Source organism: Enterobacter sp. 2VL (assembly GCF_005503595.1).
Lineage (GTDB): Bacteria > Pseudomonadota > Gammaproteobacteria > Enterobacterales > Enterobacteriaceae > Enterobacter > Enterobacter cancerogenus.
The window spans coordinates 262,043-277,717 of sequence record NZ_SCNE01000004.1 but is presented as its reverse complement, the minus strand read 5'-3'; the positions used below and the strand labels follow the sequence as shown (position 1 = coordinate 277,717).

General features: G+C 53.7%; 19 protein-coding genes and 3 tRNA genes. 10 read left to right on the top strand and 12 right to left on the bottom strand.

Going from position 1 to position 15,675, the window contains the following annotated elements:
• Nucleotides 1-53: 53 nt before the first annotated feature.
• From FFS28_RS12090 to FFS28_RS12070, 5 genes are all read right to left on the bottom strand, one after another.
• The gene (locus FFS28_RS12090; RefSeq protein ID WP_006174091.1) at nucleotides 54-482 is read right to left on the bottom strand and encodes an organic hydroperoxide resistance protein; all 429 of its coding nucleotides are present in this window, start codon (nucleotides 480-482) and stop codon (nucleotides 54-56) included.
• Between the two features lie 83 nt (nucleotides 483-565).
• Entirely contained in the window at nucleotides 566-1,018 is a 453-nt protein-coding gene (locus tag FFS28_RS12085) for a MarR family winged helix-turn-helix transcriptional regulator (RefSeq protein ID WP_137849654.1), read from the bottom strand.
• A 42-nt stretch (nucleotides 1,019-1,060) separates the two neighbouring features.
• Nucleotides 1,061-1,702 carry a TetR/AcrR family transcriptional regulator gene (locus FFS28_RS12080; RefSeq protein ID WP_006174089.1) on the bottom strand — a complete coding sequence of 214 codons (642 nt, stop codon included), beginning with the start codon at nucleotides 1,700-1,702 and terminating at the stop codon, nucleotides 1,061-1,063.
• Nucleotides 1,703-1,769: 67 nt separating this feature from the next.
• A complete protein-coding gene (locus tag FFS28_RS12075) occupies nucleotides 1,770-2,243 on the bottom strand; it encodes a threonine/serine exporter (protein ID WP_137849653.1) in 474 nt (157 codons plus the stop codon).
• Nucleotides 2,234-3,010, bottom strand: coding sequence for a threonine/serine exporter family protein (locus tag FFS28_RS12070; RefSeq protein WP_137849652.1), 777 nt, complete (start codon nucleotides 3,008-3,010; stop codon nucleotides 2,234-2,236). The genes FFS28_RS12075 and FFS28_RS12070 overlap by 10 nt, the downstream gene beginning before the upstream one ends.
• A gap of 399 nt (nucleotides 3,011-3,409) precedes the next feature.
• On the opposite strand from FFS28_RS12070, the gene FFS28_RS12065 reads away from it, so the two are divergent.
• Nucleotides 3,410-4,144: a helix-turn-helix transcriptional regulator gene (locus tag FFS28_RS12065; RefSeq protein ID WP_137849651.1), complete on the top strand. Its 735-nt coding sequence runs from the start codon at nucleotides 3,410-3,412 to the stop codon at nucleotides 4,142-4,144.
• Nucleotides 4,144-4,779, top strand: coding sequence for a DNA-binding transcriptional activator BglJ (gene bglJ, locus FFS28_RS12060; protein WP_137849764.1), 636 nt, complete (start codon nucleotides 4,144-4,146; stop codon nucleotides 4,777-4,779). Before FFS28_RS12065 ends, bglJ begins: the two co-directional genes overlap by 1 nt.
• Nucleotides 4,780-4,817: 38 nt before the next feature.
• Here bglJ and FFS28_RS12055 read toward each other — a convergent pair whose 3' ends face one another.
• Entirely contained in the window at nucleotides 4,818-5,276 is a 459-nt protein-coding gene (locus FFS28_RS12055; protein ID WP_137849650.1) for a YbaK/EbsC family protein, read from the bottom strand.
• A gap of 328 nt (nucleotides 5,277-5,604) precedes the next feature.
• Here FFS28_RS12055 and FFS28_RS12050 point away from each other — a divergent pair, with 328 nt between their 5' ends.
• Nucleotides 5,605-6,951 carry a PTS cellobiose transporter subunit IIC gene (locus tag FFS28_RS12050; RefSeq protein ID WP_006174078.1) on the top strand — a complete coding sequence of 449 codons (1,347 nt, stop codon included), beginning with the start codon at nucleotides 5,605-5,607 and terminating at the stop codon, nucleotides 6,949-6,951.
• Between the two features lie 94 nt (nucleotides 6,952-7,045).
• Here FFS28_RS12050 and fhuF read toward each other — a convergent pair whose 3' ends face one another.
• Together fhuF and FFS28_RS12040 are read right to left on the bottom strand one after the other, a co-directional pair.
• Nucleotides 7,046-7,834: a siderophore-iron reductase FhuF gene (fhuF, locus tag FFS28_RS12045; RefSeq protein WP_137849649.1), complete on the bottom strand. Its 789-nt coding sequence runs from the start codon at nucleotides 7,832-7,834 to the stop codon at nucleotides 7,046-7,048.
• Between the two features lie 93 nt (nucleotides 7,835-7,927).
• The gene (locus tag FFS28_RS12040) at nucleotides 7,928-8,992 is read right to left on the bottom strand and encodes a GGDEF domain-containing protein (protein WP_137849648.1); all 1,065 of its coding nucleotides are present in this window, start codon (nucleotides 8,990-8,992) and stop codon (nucleotides 7,928-7,930) included.
• A gap of 214 nt (nucleotides 8,993-9,206) precedes the next feature.
• Here FFS28_RS12040 and FFS28_RS12035 point away from each other — a divergent pair, with 214 nt between their 5' ends.
• Nucleotides 9,207-9,476, top strand: coding sequence for a DUF1435 domain-containing protein (locus tag FFS28_RS12035; protein WP_072208810.1), 270 nt, complete (start codon nucleotides 9,207-9,209; stop codon nucleotides 9,474-9,476).
• A gap of 43 nt (nucleotides 9,477-9,519) precedes the next feature.
• On the opposite strand, the gene FFS28_RS12030 is transcribed toward FFS28_RS12035, so the two are convergent.
• From FFS28_RS12030 to rsmC, 4 genes are all read right to left on the bottom strand, one after another.
• Nucleotides 9,520-9,606: transfer RNA gene (locus tag FFS28_RS12030), tRNA-Leu, on the bottom strand.
• Between the two features lie 32 nt (nucleotides 9,607-9,638).
• Nucleotides 9,639-9,724, bottom strand: a tRNA-Leu gene (locus FFS28_RS12025).
• Between the two features lie 28 nt (nucleotides 9,725-9,752).
• Nucleotides 9,753-9,839, bottom strand: a tRNA-Leu gene (locus FFS28_RS12020).
• 183 nt (nucleotides 9,840-10,022) lie between these two features.
• Entirely contained in the window at nucleotides 10,023-11,051 is a 1,029-nt protein-coding gene (gene rsmC, locus FFS28_RS12015; RefSeq protein ID WP_137849647.1) for a 16S rRNA (guanine(1207)-N(2))-methyltransferase RsmC, read from the bottom strand.
• Between the two features lie 102 nt (nucleotides 11,052-11,153).
• On the opposite strand from rsmC, the gene FFS28_RS12010 reads away from it, so the two are divergent.
• The 6 genes from FFS28_RS12010 to FFS28_RS11985 all read left to right on the top strand — a co-directional run bounded on the left by FFS28_RS12010 (nucleotide 11,154) and on the right by FFS28_RS11985 (nucleotide 15,568).
• The gene (locus FFS28_RS12010) at nucleotides 11,154-11,591 is read left to right on the top strand and encodes a DNA polymerase III subunit psi (RefSeq protein ID WP_006174069.1); all 438 of its coding nucleotides are present in this window, start codon (nucleotides 11,154-11,156) and stop codon (nucleotides 11,589-11,591) included.
• The gene (gene rimI, locus FFS28_RS12005; RefSeq protein ID WP_137849646.1) at nucleotides 11,536-11,979 is read left to right on the top strand and encodes a ribosomal protein S18-alanine N-acetyltransferase; all 444 of its coding nucleotides are present in this window, start codon (nucleotides 11,536-11,538) and stop codon (nucleotides 11,977-11,979) included. The genes FFS28_RS12010 and rimI overlap by 56 nt, the downstream gene beginning before the upstream one ends.
• Nucleotides 11,980-11,998: 19 nt before the next feature.
• On the top strand, nucleotides 11,999-12,676 hold the full coding sequence (yjjG, locus tag FFS28_RS12000) for a pyrimidine 5'-nucleotidase (protein WP_137849645.1): 678 nt from the start codon (nucleotides 11,999-12,001) through the stop codon (nucleotides 12,674-12,676).
• Nucleotides 12,677-12,768: 92 nt separating this feature from the next.
• Nucleotides 12,769-14,358 carry a peptide chain release factor 3 gene (prfC, locus tag FFS28_RS11995; RefSeq protein WP_137849644.1) on the top strand — a complete coding sequence of 530 codons (1,590 nt, stop codon included), beginning with the start codon at nucleotides 12,769-12,771 and terminating at the stop codon, nucleotides 14,356-14,358.
• A 304-nt stretch (nucleotides 14,359-14,662) separates the two neighbouring features.
• On the top strand, nucleotides 14,663-15,280 hold the full coding sequence (gene osmY / locus FFS28_RS11990) for a molecular chaperone OsmY (RefSeq protein WP_137849643.1): 618 nt from the start codon (nucleotides 14,663-14,665) through the stop codon (nucleotides 15,278-15,280).
• A gap of 126 nt (nucleotides 15,281-15,406) precedes the next feature.
• Nucleotides 15,407-15,568, top strand: a complete 162-nt coding sequence (locus FFS28_RS11985) for a DUF1328 domain-containing protein (protein WP_003856556.1) — start codon at nucleotides 15,407-15,409, stop codon at nucleotides 15,566-15,568.
• The last annotated feature ends 107 nt before the right edge of the window (nucleotides 15,569-15,675 follow it).

The following is a 15,675-nucleotide window of genomic DNA, read 5'->3' as shown; positions in this document are numbered from 1 at the left end:
GGGGAAGGAGGGGGAAGCTAACCCTCTCCGACAGGAGAGGGTTAGGGCAGACATTACGCGATGATATTCAGCGTCACGTCGATATTTCCGCGAGTCGCGTTAGAGTACGGGCAGACGATATGGGCCGCGTCCACCAGCTTTTTGGCTTCTGCAGGATCCATGCCTTCAACGTGGATGTTCAGTTTTGCTTCGATACCAAAGCCGGTTGGCAGTGGACCGATACCCACTTCACCCTCAATAAAGGCCTCTTTTGGCAGGGTAAATTTGTCGCGCGCAGCAACAAATTTCATTGCCCCCAGGAAACAGGCGGAGTAGCCCGCCGCGAAAAGCTGTTCAGGGTTGGTGACGTCACCGCCCATGCCGCCCATCTCTTTTGGTACGCCGAGCTTAACGTCGAGGACGCCGTCGGAAGAGGTTGCGCGGCCATCGCGGCCTCCGGTGGCTTTGGCTTTGGCAGTGTAGACAACTTTTTCTAAAGACATGGCAGGTTCCTCATCTTGTGCTTAAGCGTGCTATTAAATAGCGTGCTATTTATATGGGTAATAAAAACGCGTAACGTATAGCGCTACGCGCGATGTAACTGGTGACGCAAAAGTTCCAGCTGGTGCTTAAGCGCCAGCATCGTGTCGGTGTCGCACTGGGCGGCACAGCCCACGGCCTGGGGGATCCCCGTGGCCTGCTGTTGCAGGCTGCGCCCGGCGTCCGTCAGCGTGACGGCGACCTGACGTTCGTCCAGGCGTGAACGCTGACGTGTCAACAGACCGGCTCCCTCCAGACGCTTCAGCAGGGGTGTGAGCGTTGCGGAATCCAGAAACAACCGTTCACCGATGTCCGATACGGTAATGTCATCCTGCTCCCACAGCACCAGCATAACGAGATACTGAGGATAGGTCAGGTTAAGCGGCGCCAGCAACTGCCGGTACAGCTTATTCAGCGCCAGATTTGCCGAGTAAAGGGCAAAACAGAGCTGGTTATCCAGCAGCAGCGCAGCGGTGGTGTCGTTCGTTTTTGCGTTCATGAAATGAATATAGGTAGTGCGCGATATAATTGCAAGCGATTTTTATGGGCAGGTATAACGCAGCGCAACCTGTACCGCCATTTTCCGGTAGTGTTCGCGCTGGGCCGCTTCGTCCGCCCCCTCTTCAAACAGCAGGGTGAAGGTGTAGCTATTGGCAACATAGTGGAAGCTAAAGCTGCTGATTAAACGGTGCAGGTCGCGGGCATCAACCGTCTGGTTAAAGAGCTGCTTCGCCTTGCCGCGCCGCAGAATCGCCTCCAGCAACTCCAGCGCGCTGCGGTTAACCTGGCGCAAATAGCTGGACTGTTGCATAAAGCGCCCACGCTGCATGTTCTCCATGCAGATAATACGGATGTAGTCCGGGTGGTCGGCGTGGTAGTCAAAGGTGGCTTCCACCAGATGCACCAGCGCTTCAACCGGCGGTAAATCGGTAAGGCTGAGCGCTTTCTCGCTGGCCCGGATTTGGGTGTAGACATACTCCAGCGCCAGCAGATAGAGGTTTTCTTTATTTTTGAAGTGGTACACCACCATGCGTTTGGTGGTGCCTGCTTTCTCGGCAATCTGCTCCATGCGGGCACCGTTCAGGCCATATTCGGCAAACAGGGCGATAGCGCTTTGGAAAATCGTTTCCTTCAGGCTCGCGCCTTCAGGGTGATCGGGGAGTTCGCTGCCAGCGTTAGCCACATCCTTTCCTTATCATCACAAAACAGAATGCAGGGATTATTACCCTGCCTGCCTGAGAACTCAAACGTCAAACGCGGGGACGCTTGCGATAGAGCCACAGCCCGGGGATCGACAGGCCGATAGAGAGCGCACCGACGATGGAGGAGGCCTTGAGGAAATTGCTCAGCAGCAGGATCATTTGCGGTTCGCTGTAGCCGAAGTGGCTGATTTTTACCGCCGAAATCATGGCCGTGTAGGCCGAGATGCCGGGAAACATGGGGATTACCGCCGCAACGGTAAAGACCTTGGGATGGGCCAGATACCAGCGCGACCATTGAATACCAATGCTGCCCACCAGCATGGAGGCCATAAAGGTTGACCATTCGATATTAAACCCCGCCGTCATCATGACCATGCGGGAGCCGTGCCCGATGGCACCCAGCAGTGCACACCAGGGCAGGGCGCGTTGCGGCACGTTGAAGACCATCGCAAAGCCGATGGCGGGAACGGCGGCCAGCAGCATGTCCTGAACCAGGGCCAGCAGAAATTCGATTATGCCCATCCGCGTAACCCCCATAACGTCATGGCCATCACCACGCCAATGCACGTCGCCAGCGTCAGCAGGCTGGCAATTGCCCAGCGCGCCAGGCCGGTATTGATGTGCCCTTTGAACATATCGGCGACGGCGTTAATTAACGGAAAACCCGGAACCAGCAGCAGCACGCTGGCGGCCATGGCGACGGTTGAGGTATTCGTGAAGGCCGGCAGGCGCAGCAGCAGGCCCGACACCGTCGTCGCCACGAAGGCGGTGATGCAGAAGTTAATCTGCGGGTGTAACTGCCTGTGGGTCAGCAGTTGTCGGACATACATGGCGATGCTGCTGGCGAAGAAGGTAATGGCTGCGCCGTCCCAGCCGCCGCTGTTCAGCTTGCAGAAACAGGCGCACGACAGCCCCACCATCAGCACAACCAGCCAGCGCGGGTAGCGCAACGGCTTGATCAGGCTGAAACGTTTTTCACACTCCTTCAGGTCGAGAAGCTTGTGCTCCGCCAGAATGACGATGTGCTGCACCTCTGTCACCACGTGCATATTGATGCCGCGATCGTGGTTTTTACGGGTGGATGTCAGGCACTGCCCGTCCTTAATGGTGGTCAGCACGATAGCGTTGGACGAGATGGAGCTTTCCACCGAGTCCATGCCCAGTGCCAGCCCGAGGCGGGTCGACAGCTCCTCAACTAGGGCGCTCTCCGCCCCGTGCTGTAAAAGAAAAAGCCCGCACTGAATACAGAGTCGCGTGGTGGCACGTTGCGTTGACCGGTCTGCCTGCATGTTATGCCCTGAAAAATGGATAGCCTGCCTGATGGCCCTGAATGTCTACTTTTAACACAAAGTGCGCCCTGTCTTGCTCTGGGCCAGATCAAGATTTGTGCAAACAGCGGGCAGGAAAAGGCGGGAGATGTAGCTGTATTATTTATAATATGAATGTATTTCGTATATACAGTGAAAATATATATTAATTATTTCTAATTTTATATTTTCATTATTTTAATGTCGATATAATTAATTTTAATTGTTATCTGTGCGATATTAGTCCTGTTTTGGGCGTTTCTTAAATTATATCTATCTCACATTCTTCTCGTCGTAATCCATTTCGCCCACAAGGATGAAAACAGGTTGAGCCTCAGGGCTTTTAATATTCATGTCAATCAATAAGGACACGGAGGGTCTATGTTGCCATTGAAGAGTAAGCACGGCGTTGTTATTAGTAAGGTACCCGTGATGCAGAGCGGGTTGAGCGGGCTCATGGAGCGTCATTTTCCCGACTACGAACTGACCTGCTGTCGTTCATTACAGGAATTAACCCTGCTTCAGCTTCGCCGTGCTGACGTTATTATTGCCGATATTTCAGGTGATTATCGGAACCCTCGCGGTACGCTAGAACAGTATTACGGTTTACTGAATCAGTACAGAGATATTCACTGGATATTTTTGGTGTCCCGGCCCCTCTATCCTCTGGCGGTCGAACTGCTCATGCGCCCCGAAAGCACACTGCTTTCAGATATGGAACCCACTGAAGGGGTGATAAGTGCTATTCGCGCCGGCAGCGAACGTGCCGAGCGGATAAGCCAAACCTTATTAATGCCAGAAACCCCTGACCTGGACGAAGAGAGCGAGCAGTTTGTTGCGCTTACGCACTCTGAACGCAAGGTGCTACGCCTGCTGGGTAAGGGCTGGGGAATTAACCAGATTGCAACGCTGCTTAAGAAGAGCAACAAAACCGTCAGCGCACAAAAGAACAGTGCGATGCGTCGGTTGTCTCTGCGCAGCAACGCCGATATGTACGCCTGGATCAGCAGTACTCAGGGAATGCGAGAGCTGAGCTTAATGTCGGCCTATGGAGAGTTTGAGGAATGGAAAAGACCACAGCAACAAGACATATCGCCGTCATCGAAAATTGCGTAATGAGCGCCGTTGGGCTGGAGCATCTCTTCACCCTGCCTCAGTTCAGCCAGTATCAGATGCATATGTTTAGTCGGTTCGACAGCTTTAAAGCGGCGCTCCCCCACATACCATTTTTCTCAGTGATCTACTCACTGTCAGATGAACGTGAAGAGCGTCGTAACTGCCTGGCCTGTTTACGGGATCTGACGTTTACGCACGGGAATATCCAGCGCATTGTGCTGGCCTCTGATGACGTCGAAGCGAGGCTGATTAGCCATCTTTCTCCTTCGCGGCTTCATGGCATCATCAGTAAAGCCGTGCCCCTGAGTCAGCTGCTGGAAGAGCTGGTCGCGCTGTTAAACGAAACGCATCGGGTCAATGAAAACATGCTGAACCACTGGCATGTCAGCCAGAACAGAATGTTAAGCCCAACGGAGCGGGCTATCCTGCGCTACATGTCCAACGGCTATTCTATCCCGGAAATTGCCGCGCAGCTTGAGCGCAATATTAAGACCATCCGGGCGCATAAATTCAACGCGATGGTCAAACTGGGCGTCAATTCTGACGTCGGGTTGCTGGATGCGGCAGATATTATTACGCATCTTCCTGCCCGCGAGGTTCGCGGTGCGGCGTTGACGACACCTGCCTTTCTGTAACCCATCACGCCAGCGCCAGAGCTCTTCTGGCGCTGCGATTACACGCACACATCGACCCACTTTGCTGACGTCAATTCGGCCATTCTGTCCGGTGAAATCCGAACAGCGCTGTGAATAGCACCGGCTGCGGGTAAGACTTCACTGTACTGTTTTAAGGTGACGTCGCAGTAGACCGAAAGGGGGTTCTCCAGTCCGAACGGGCAGACGCCGCCGACGGGATGCCCGGTGATATTCACCACCTCATCACTGCTGAGCATGCGGGCTTTTGCGCCGAACGTCTCCTTCAGCTTTTTGTTATCCAGCCGCGCATCACCTTTTGCGACGACCAGAATCACCTCATTTTTGACCTTCAGCGACAGGGTTTTGGCGATTTGTCCTGGCTCCACGCGGTGGGCTGCAGCGGCAAGCGCAACGGTTGCAGTACTTTGGCTAAGCTCGATCACTTCTATATCCGGTGCGTTATCGGCAAAAAACTGCTGTACAGACTGCAAACTCATTGTTTCCTCCTGACAAATATCCTGCGTAATCTGTCATAAGAAATTATCCTCTGTAAATATCTCTTAAGTAACAAATACCCCATTGGGCCGATTTCTGGATCGCCTTCACAATCACAGAAACCGGTTACAGTAACCGGTTGCAGAGCGTGATGCGGAGATTAATACTGAGTACGTAACGTCCCCTGTATCTAATAATAAGAGCAAATTATGAAATCAATTCATCTTAGCAGTACCGCGGGTATAAAAGCCGGCAAGGTTGTGAAGCTGATGTATGGAACAACGTGTGGTGCCCCCGCGCCCGTTATGAACGTCTGACAGGAGATCCTTTATGTCTGCCAACCATGCTGCTTTTAATCTGATATTCCGTTTCGTCGAGAATTACGTCAGCCCAATAGCCGGGCGGATCTCCTCCCAGCGTCATGTTATGGCTATCCGTGACGGATTTATTTCCGCGATGCCGTTCATGATCGTTGGCTCATTCTTGCTGGTGTTTGCTTATCCACCGTTTTCGCCTGATACCACATGGGGTTTTGCCCGTGCCTGGCTGGATATGGCGAAGCAATTTGAAGGGCAAATCCTGACGCCGTTTGATATGACCATGGGCATTATGTCCATCTATATCTGTGCCGCCATCGCCTACAACCTGGGCAAGCATTACGTTAAGTCGCACCAGCTCGATCCTTTCATGTGCGCGATGCTGTCGCTGATGGCGTTTTTGCTGGTGGCCGCGCCTAAAACCAAAGGCACGCTGCCGGTTGATAGCCTGGGCGGCACCGGGATCTTCACCGCGATTCTGGTGGCGGTCTACTGCGTTGAGCTGATGCGTTTCCTGAAAACCTATAACATTGGTATTCGCCTGCCCGATCAGGTGCCACCGATGATCAAGAACTCGTTTGACCTGCTGATCCCGGTGCTGGTGGTGGTACTGACGCTCTATCCGCTGAGCCTGCTAATCCAGTCTGAGTTTGGCATGCTGATCCCGCAGGCCATCATGTCTATCTTCAAACCGCTGGTTTCTGCCGCCGACTCCCTGCCGGCGATCCTGCTGGCGGTGCTGATTGGCCATTTACTGTGGTTTGCCGGTATTCACGGCGCGGCTATTGTTTCCGGCATGCTGCAGATGTTCTGGCTGACCAACCTTGGCGCAAACCAGACTGCGCTGGCGTCCAGCCTGCCTCTGCCGCACATCTTTATGGAAGCCTTCTGGACGTTCTTTATCGTTATCGGCGGCTCGGGCGCAACGATGGGGCTGGTGATTTGCTATCTGCGCAGCCGCTCGGCGCATTTACGCTCGATTGGCCGTCTGAGCGTGGTCCCAAGCTTCTTTAACATCAACGAACCGGTCATATTCGGTACGCCGATTGTGATGAACCCGGTGTTCTTTATTCCGTTCCTGCTGGCGCCGATGGTGAATGCCGTGCTGGCATGGTCGGCGATGAAGTTCGATCTGATTGGCCGCGTGATTTCTGTTGTGCCCTGGACTGCACCTGCGCCAATCGGCGCTGCATGGGCGCTGGGCTGGGATTTCCGGGCAGCCATTCTGGTGATTGTGCTGGCGTGCGTGTCGGCGATTATCTACTTCCCGTTCTTTAAGGTGTACGAGAAGCAGCTGCTGGAGCAGGAAGCCGAAGAAGCGCAGCGTAATAGTGAAGAGGAAAACCAGCAGGTCGCCTAGGTAAACGCAAAACGGCAACGCGTGGTTGCCGTTTTTGGTATTTTCAGAGGAGCAAGGCCGGGTAAGCGTTAGCGCCATCCGGCCAATCACATGCTTATTTCAGCGTACAATCCCCGCACTGCTGGACATCCGGCAGACGATAGCGCTGGCAGCAGGTACGACGAACCAGCAGCCCGTCACGCGGCACGACGGTACGGAAGAGGGGATTATCGCGACCATCCGAAAGCTGTTTGGCAAAGAAACAGGCGTGGCGAAGGGCATCAACCTGTTCGTCACCCAGCAGCGGTTTCATCTCTGTCAGATACCAGTGGATAAGATAGCCGGTATTACTCCAGATCAGTTTCCCGTTGATCTCGCCCGTCTCTTCCAGCGCATCGATAACCGGGATCAGCGCCTGAGTGACCAACTTTTCCATGCGTTCCTGTGCGGACAGATGTGCTGAGTGACGGTCCTCGTGAAGATCGATCCAGAAGCAGGCCGCACGTCCCGTCTCATGAAACTCGACGTGGAAATACTCCGGGGAGAGATCCAGCATCGTATCCTGAGTCAACAGCGCCAGCATGAGAGGGGGCACCATCAGCCCGATATACCACTGCGCCCACAGGGAGAGCAGCGGCTTATTTTCCCGCGCAAGCGTAGGCTGGTTGCGATAGATATGATCGGAATAGGCCGCCAGCAAAGACTGGCGTTCGGCAGGGCGTCGCCACTGCGCCAGCGTCATCGCATGGTGGGGCGGAACCTCATCCAGCTTGATGAAATCCAGCAGATGCGCGCGTGTTTCAGCAATCTTATCCCGAATGGCATCCGCAAGCGTAGCGCTACCCGAGGAGAGGGGGGCTCGCCAGATGAGAGGCTCTACGGTATGTGCGGTACGAGTGGCCATAGGATTGACGTGAATCTAAATGATAATGATTGCCAATCCTAACTATTGATCATACCGATCGCAAGCCTTTTGTCCTGGATGTGCGAAGCCGCGTCAGGCCGACGGCAGCTCGTCGCTCAACAGGATGTTATTCCGGCCCATATGTTTGGCTTCATAAAGCGCTTTATCCGCCTTTTCCAGCGCGCGCTCAGCGTCTTCATTCTGATAGATAGAAATACCGATGCTGATGGTCACGTTGGTGGCGACGCTTTCATTGAACATATGTGGAATTTTAAGATCGTACACCTTCTGGCGAATATGTTCCGCCGTCTGCCGGGCATGCTCCAGCGAGATATTGCTCAGCAGAACCATAAACTCTTCGCCACCAAAGCGGGCAACGATATCGCGGGAGCGCACCGCGTCGCGGATGGCCGCAGAGACGCGCATCAGTGCTTTGTCACCCATCATATGGCCGTAATGATCGTTGTAGGCCTTGAAGTGGTCGATATCCAGCAGCAACACAAAGTGTTCACCGCTGTCTGGCGTGGGCAGGTTATCCAGACGGCTTTGCAGACCCCGGCGGTTATACAGCCCGGTGAGAGGGTCCATCATGCTGAGATCGGTCAGGGTTTCTCGTTCCTCAAGCAAACGCGAAAGCAGCGCCTGGGCGAATTTGTCGTTACGTCTTTGCAGCACATGATGAATGCCGATCGCTACCACGGGCAGCGCGAAAAAGAACATCATCCTTATCCAGCTGTCGTGATCGCTTAACCACAGGCAGACAATAAAGGCGGGCAAAGAGTGCAGCGTGAACGCTTTGATATTGCTGGCGAAGGCCAGCGATCCGATAAAAAGCACCGTTAATAACGCCATTATTAAATAGGTCGAATGATCGTGCGTAATTAACGAAAATTTAGAGGCGATCTGCCAGGCCCATAAGACGCCAAAAAGCGCAGACACCGCCGGAATATTTACCTTTAAGGTTTTGTTTACCCCGTGCCAGACGAGTAAGCCCGTGCTGATCGTTAACACGGCAAGCAGAGGGAACGATAACGCGCGTATGGAATAGAGCGGGTTTGTCACCGAGAAAAGCGCTGATGTTGCATTCAATAATAAAAACAAACGTAACGATAACTGATATTTACTATTGACTAAAGACCGCCAGGATTGTGATGTCATATTCGTGCGTTTTATTAAAATTTAATTAAAACAGATATATAGGTGTTGGTTTTAAAGAATGGATGCAAAAAACGTTATTTATAATTATCAGAAAAACTTTATAGGTAGTTAACAGGTGTGCAATTTATCACCTTACACATTTGCTGTCATTACAGGAAAGGTAAAGGGCGATCAATTATCCTGCTGCATGCTGACAAGTGATAATTACTATCATATGATATTGGTTATCATTATCGATATGAGAGGGCATACCATGTTGAGCAGAGCGCTGGGAAGTGGTTGGGGGGTCTTGCTGCCTGGGGCGATCATCAGCGGACTGATGTTTGCCGACCTTTCCATCGACGTCTGGAAAATCATCATTGTGTCGGGACTGCTGGTGACATCCGCGATGATCTGGCATAAGCAGCTACGGCATTTCGTGCTGTTGCCATCCTGCGTTGCGTTAATCGGCGCAATGCTGGTGATAATGATGAGTTTGAGATAACACGGGAAAACAGAGAGAGACTACAGAAGGGTTGTAAGATAATTGGTGCGAGGGGGGGGACTCGAACCCCCACATCCGTAAGGACACTAACACCTGAAGCTAGCGCGTCTACCAATTCCGCCACCTTCGCACAGTCATCTTACTTTTTTGATATCGCCTCGTTGGTGCGAGGGGGGGGACTCGAACCCCCACATCCTAAGGACACTAACACCTGAAGCTAGCGCGTCTACCAATTCCGCCACCTTCGCCCAGTGCGAGCAATATCAACGTGATTTATGGTGCGAGGGGGGGGACTCGAACCCCCACATCCGTAAGGACACTAACACCTGAAGCTAGCGCGTCTACCAATTCCGCCACCTTCGCATACCATCGATACTGTAAAAGTATCGTAACCACGGAGGCGCATTCTAGATGTTTTCAGCTTTACGTCAACAGAAAAGTGCGGGGGATGCCTCGATTGATGCAAAAATGGTCGACTGGTGGGCCAGGTAGAGAGGGCGTAGGGCCGGAGAGCGCTTGTGCATATCCGGCCTGGAGGATTAACGATTACTTTTTAGCCTGACGCGTCATCACGGTGCGATACACCTTGAAGCGGCCAGTTTGGGCAATCACTTCGTGGAAACCAAAGGTTTCGTCCAGCACTTTCGGGTAGGCCAGGAAGGCATTCGCCACGATACGAAGCTCGCCACCGCTGTTAAGATGGCGGACGGCACCGCGGATAAGCGCTTGCGCGGCCTCCAGGCTGGTTTCCATCCCGTCGTGGAACGGCGGATTCGAGATAATCATGTCAAAACGGCCGGTCACGTCAGAGAAGACGTTGCTGGCGATGACCTCACCTTCAAACCCGTTTGCCGCAAGCGTTGCGCGGCTGGCTTCTACCGCCGGGGCGCTCACGTCACACAGCGTTAAACGCACTTTCGGCGAGTGGCTGGCGAGCACGGTTGCCAGCACGCCTGCGCCACAGCCGACATCCAGCACTTTGCCCTTGGTGTGCGGCGTCAGGGTGGATAACAGCAGCTTACTGCCGACATCCAGATAATCGCGGCTGAACACGCCCGGCAGGGTTTTGATGGTCAGATCGTCAAGCTGATATTCGTCCCAGAATTGCTCTGCATCGAAGGCAGGCTGTTTTTCAAGACGCCCGTGATACAGGCCACAGCGACGGGCGCTGTCGACTTTGTTCAGTGGCGCGAACCCTTCAAGCATCTGCTCCGCGCTGCGCACGCCGCTGCGGTTCTCGCCGACCACGAAAATATCGCAGCCGACCGGCAGCAGGGAGAGCAGGTTCATCAGCTGGAACTGGGCTTCCGGCTTGTTCTTCGGCCAGTAGTAAACCAGCGTGTCGCAGTCGGCAACATCGCCTGGCTCCGCCACCAGGCTAAAACGCGCGCGCTCGCCCATCTGGCGGCTCAACACCTGCCAGTGGTGGTAATACTGGGTGTGGGCACGGCTTTCAGCACAGTCGAAACGCGCAGGCAGGTCATCCTGCATATCTCCGGCAAACAGAATACGGCTTTGTTCGAAATCATCACTGTGACGCAGCAAGACTTCACTTGCCGGGGTAAATGCAGACATGAATTGTTCCTCAATAAACTCAGGCGGGGATTATAGTCGGTAGATGGCGTAGTTTCGACACATTTGCTATATTTGCGCGCCTGAGAGACAGGAGTTTTCGCTATGACATCCCGACGAGACTGGCAGTTGCAGCAACTGGGTATTACCCAGTGGGCTTTGCGTCGCCCGACGGCGTTGCAGGGTGAAATCGCTATCTCCATCCCCGCGCACGTTCGCCTGGTGATGGTGGGGGAGGAGCTGCCTGCCCTGAATGAAATCCTGATTGGCGATGTCCTTCGTAGCCTGAAGCTGACGCCGGATCAGGTATTACAGCTGACACCAGAACGGGTCGCGATGCTTCCACCGGACAGCCGCTGCAATAGCTGGCGGATGGGCGACGTCGACGAAATATCCCTTGAGGGAGGCCAGATTTGCTCACCTGCGCTGGAAGAACTCAAAGCCAACCCAAAAGCGCGCAGCGCGCTATGGCAACAAATCTGTGAATATGAACACAATTTCTTCCCTCACGACGGCCGATCTGACGACGGCGTTCGCGATTGAAACCCGTGCCCATGCTTTTCCATGGAGCGAAAAAACGTTCGCCAGCAATCAGGGCGAACGGTATCTGAATCTGCGCCTGGACGTTGATGGCTCCCTCGCCGCGTTTGCCATCACGCAGGTGGTTCTCGATGAGGCCACGCTGTTTAACATTGCGGTTGACCCTGCCTATCAGCGCCGCGGGCTGGGAAGAGAACTGCTGGAGCACCTCATTCGCGAGCTTGAAACCCGCGACGTGTTCACCCTGTGGCTGGAAGTGCGTGCCTCGAACGTCGCCGCCATCGCGCTCTATGAAAGCTTAGGCTTTAACGAGGCGACAATCCGCCGTAACTACTACCCCACCGCAGAGGGACGTGAAGACGCCATTATTATGGCTCTGCCGCTTGGATAACTAAAATAAGGTTGTAACGATGAAATGGGACTGGATTTTCTTTGATGCCGACGAAACGCTGTTTACGTTTGACTCGTTCGGTGGCCTACAGCGGATGTTTATGGACTATAGCGTCACCTTCACCGCTGAAGATTTTCAGGACTATCAGGCGGTGAACAAACCGCTATGGGTGGATTACCAGAACGGTGCCATCACGGCGTTACAGCTTCAGCATCAGCGCTTTGACGTCTGGGCCGAACGGTTAAAGGTCAGCCCTGGGCTACTCAATGAGGCTTTCCTGAATGCCATGGCGGAGATCTGCGCGCCTCTGCCGGGCGCGGTGTCCCTGCTGGATTCCCTGAAAGGCAAAGCGAAGCTCGGGATCATCACCAACGGTTTTACCGCGTTACAGCAGATCCGCCTGGAACGCACCGGCCTGCGCGATCATTTCGACGCGCTGGTTGTCTCAGAAGAGGTCGGCTACCCGAAACCCGACCCGCGTATTTTTGACTATGCGCTGGCCCAGGCCGGCAACCCTGACCGCGATCGCGTGCTGATGGTGGGGGATACCGCCGAATCGGATATCTTAGGCGGCATGAACGCCGGGATCGCTACCGTCTGGCTGAACGCGCATGGCCGCACAACCCCGGACGGCATTACGCCAACCTGGACCGTCACGTCATTGAACGAACTGGAGCAGCTCCTGTGTAAACAATGATTGCCTGCCCCCTATTGATGGGTAAAATAGCCGCATTTCCCGTATTCCATGATGCGCGGCGTCGTGCCGCGCCTACATAAGAAGAATTGACTATGACGTTGTCTCCTTATCTGCAGGAGGTGGCCAAGCGCCGCACTTTTGCCATTATCTCTCACCCGGATGCCGGTAAAACGACCATCACCGAAAAGGTGCTGCTGTTCGGACAGGCGATCCAGACCGCCGGTACCGTTAAAGGCCGTGGTTCCAGCCAGCATGCGAAATCTGACTGGATGGAGATGGAAAAACAGCGTGGTATCTCCATTACCACCTCTGTGATGCAGTTCCCGTATCACGACTGCCTGGTGAACCTGCTGGACACCCCGGGGCACGAAGACTTCTCTGAAGATACTTACCGTACCCTGACGGCGGTGGACTGCTGCCTGATGGTTATCGATGCCGCAAAAGGTGTTGAAGATCGTACCCGTAAGCTGATGGAAGTTACGCGTCTGCGCGACACGCCGATCCTCACCTTCATGAACAAACTCGACCGCGACATCCGTGATCCGATGGAAGTGATGGATGAAGTCGAGAGCGAGCTGAAGATTGCCTGTGCGCCGATCACCTGGCCGATTGGCTGCGGCAAGCTGTTCAAGGGCGTTTACCATCTTTATAAAGATGAAACCTACCTCTATCAGACCGGTAAAGGCCACACCATTCAGGAAGTGCGCGTGGTGAAAGGCCTGGATAACCCGGAGCTGGACACCGCCGTCGGCGAAGAGCTGGCCGCTCAACTGCGTGACGAGCTGGAGCTGGTGAAAGGCGCATCCCACGAGTTTGACAAAGATCTGTTCCTCGCAGGTGAAATCACGCCGGTATTCTTCGGCACCGCGCTGGGTAACTTCGGCGTTGACCACATGCTCGACGGTCTGGTGGAGTGGGCACCACGCCCGATGCCGCGTAAAACTGACACCCGCGAAGTGGTCGCTCAGGAAGAGAAATTCACCGGCTTCGTCTTTAAGATCCAGGCCAACATGGATCCGAAACACCGTGACCGCGTGGCCTTTATGCGCGTGGTTTCCGGTAAATACGAAAAAGGCATGAAGCTGCGCCAGGTGCGTATCGGTAAAGACGTGGTGATCTCCGATGCGCTGACCTTTATGGCGGGTGACCGTTCTCACGTTGAAGAAGCCTACCCTGGCGACATCATCGGGCTGCACAACCACGGCACGATTCAGATCGGCGACACCTTTACCCAGGGCGAGATGATGAAGTTCACCGGTATTCCGAACTTCGCCCCTGAGCTGTTCCGCCGTATTCGCCTGCGCGATCCGCTGAAGCAAAAACAGCTGTTGAAAGGCCTGGTCCAGCTTTCTGAAGAGGGCGCCGTGCAGGTGTTCCGCCCGATTGCCAACAACGATCTGATCGTGGGCGCGGTCGGCGTGCTGCAGTTCGACGTGGTCGTTGCGCGTCTGAAAAGCGAGTACAACGTCGAAGCGATTTACGAATCGGTGAACGTTGCCACGGCGCGCTGGGTTGAGTGTTCTGACGTGAAAAAATTCGAAGAATTTAAGCGTAAGAACGAGATGCAGCTGGCGCTGGATGGTGGCGATAACCTGACCTATATCGCCCCAACCATGGTTAACCTCAACCTGACGCAGGAACGTTATCCTGACGTGCAGTTCCGTAAAACCCGCGAGCACTAATCCTCTCTCAGAGCACGGCACCCGCCGTGCTCTTCGCTTTTTCCTGCCTTATTTCTTCCGTGCGGAATGTTCTTAATTCATTGCATTTTCTCGCTATTCGCTCGTTTTTTATTCATTTCTGAAAGCGCGCCTGAAATTGTGATCTATATTTAATTCAGTGTTTAGCACCGGGCGTGGATGAATTAACTGTTCAATGCATGACGATGGGTTCTCCACTTAGCCCGTGTGTTTTTACGCAAAATTTAAAACGAGTAATAAAGGACGTTTGACGCCCAAATAATGGGCAAAACACAGGAATACATCGATGAATATGACAAGACTGAAGATTTCTAAAACTCTGCTGGCTGTGACATTGGGTAGCGTCCTGGTAAGTGGTTCTGCACTGGCTGAAACCACCGCCACGGATAAAGCACAGTCCACTGCCGATACCGCAGGGGATAAAATCGATAGCTCTATGAATAAAGTCGGTAATTTCATGGACGACAGCTCGATCACAGCAAAAGTGAAAGCCGCGCTGGTGGACGATGAAGCCATCAAGAGCACCGACATCTCTGTAAAAACGGATAAGAAAGTTGTCACCCTGAGTGGCTTTGTAGAAAGCCAGGCCCAGGCCGAACAGGCTGTAAAAGTGGCGAAGGGTGTTGAAGGCGTAACCTCCGTTAGCGATAAGCTTCACGTCCGTGACAGCAAAAACGCGTCGGTAAAAGGTTATGCCGGTGACGCAGCAACCACCAGTGAAATCAAAGCTAAACTGTTAGCGGATGACATCGTGCCATCCCGTAAGGTGAAAGTTGAAACGACCGATGGCGTCGTCCAGCTCTCCGGTACGGTTGATTCACAGGCACAGAGTGACCGTGCCGAAAGCATCGCGAAAGCGATCGATGGTGTGAAAAGCGTTAAAAACGATCTGAAAACGAAGTAATCGACATAATTCGCCCTAACGGCTGAGGCCTGCGGGCGAAATAAGAACGACACTGGAAGAACGCCGGTGAGACGCCTGAGCGCTCACATATCGCGGCAGACATTAACTATGGTAAAGGAGAGGCTTATGTTTCGTTGGGGCATTATATTTCTGGTTATCGCGTTAATTGCCGCCGCATTGGGCTTTGGTGGACTGGCGGGTACAGCGGCATGGGCAGCTAAAATTGTCTTCGTCGTCGGTATCATCCTGTTTCTGGTCAGCCTGTTTACGGGGCGACGCCGTCCTTAGCAGACTGCTTACTGAGAACAACCCTGCAAAGCCAGTCCCTGTGACTGGCTTTTTCTCGTTTGAGTATCAGAGGGAATGTGCGCTACTGTGTCTGAACTGAATAATGA

Coding starts and splice junctions, on each gene's coding strand:
- FFS28_RS12090 (WP_006174091.1), bottom strand. CDS start 482: ATGTCTTTAGAAAAAGTTGTCTACACTGCCAAAGCCAAAGCCACCGGA.
- FFS28_RS12085 (WP_137849654.1), bottom strand. CDS start 1,018: ATGAACGCAAAAACGAACGACACCACCGCTGCGCTGCTGCTGGATAAC.
- FFS28_RS12075 (WP_137849653.1), bottom strand. CDS start 2,243: ATGGGCATAATCGAATTTCTGCTGGCCCTGGTTCAGGACATGCTGCTG.
- FFS28_RS12070 (WP_137849652.1), bottom strand. CDS start 3,010: ATGCAGGCAGACCGGTCAACGCAACGTGCCACCACGCGACTCTGTATT.
- FFS28_RS12065 (WP_137849651.1), top strand. CDS start 3,410: ATGTTGCCATTGAAGAGTAAGCACGGCGTTGTTATTAGTAAGGTACCC.
- bglJ (WP_137849764.1), top strand. CDS start 4,144: ATGAGCGCCGTTGGGCTGGAGCATCTCTTCACCCTGCCTCAGTTCAGC.
- FFS28_RS12055 (WP_137849650.1), bottom strand. CDS start 5,276: ATGAGTTTGCAGTCTGTACAGCAGTTTTTTGCCGATAACGCACCGGAT.
- FFS28_RS12050 (WP_006174078.1), top strand. CDS start 5,605: ATGTCTGCCAACCATGCTGCTTTTAATCTGATATTCCGTTTCGTCGAG.
- fhuF (WP_137849649.1), bottom strand. CDS start 7,834: ATGGCCACTCGTACCGCACATACCGTAGAGCCTCTCATCTGGCGAGCC.
- FFS28_RS12040 (WP_137849648.1), bottom strand. CDS start 8,992: ATGACATCACAATCCTGGCGGTCTTTAGTCAATAGTAAATATCAGTTA.
- FFS28_RS12035 (WP_072208810.1), top strand. CDS start 9,207: ATGATATTGGTTATCATTATCGATATGAGAGGGCATACCATGTTGAGC.
- rsmC (WP_137849647.1), bottom strand. CDS start 11,051: ATGTCTGCATTTACCCCGGCAAGTGAAGTCTTGCTGCGTCACAGTGAT.
- FFS28_RS12010 (WP_006174069.1), top strand. CDS start 11,154: ATGACATCCCGACGAGACTGGCAGTTGCAGCAACTGGGTATTACCCAG.
- rimI (WP_137849646.1), top strand. CDS start 11,536: ATGAACACAATTTCTTCCCTCACGACGGCCGATCTGACGACGGCGTTC.
- yjjG (WP_137849645.1), top strand. CDS start 11,999: ATGAAATGGGACTGGATTTTCTTTGATGCCGACGAAACGCTGTTTACG.
- prfC (WP_137849644.1), top strand. CDS start 12,769: ATGACGTTGTCTCCTTATCTGCAGGAGGTGGCCAAGCGCCGCACTTTT.
- osmY (WP_137849643.1), top strand. CDS start 14,663: ATGAATATGACAAGACTGAAGATTTCTAAAACTCTGCTGGCTGTGACA.
- FFS28_RS11985 (WP_003856556.1), top strand. CDS start 15,407: ATGTTTCGTTGGGGCATTATATTTCTGGTTATCGCGTTAATTGCCGCC.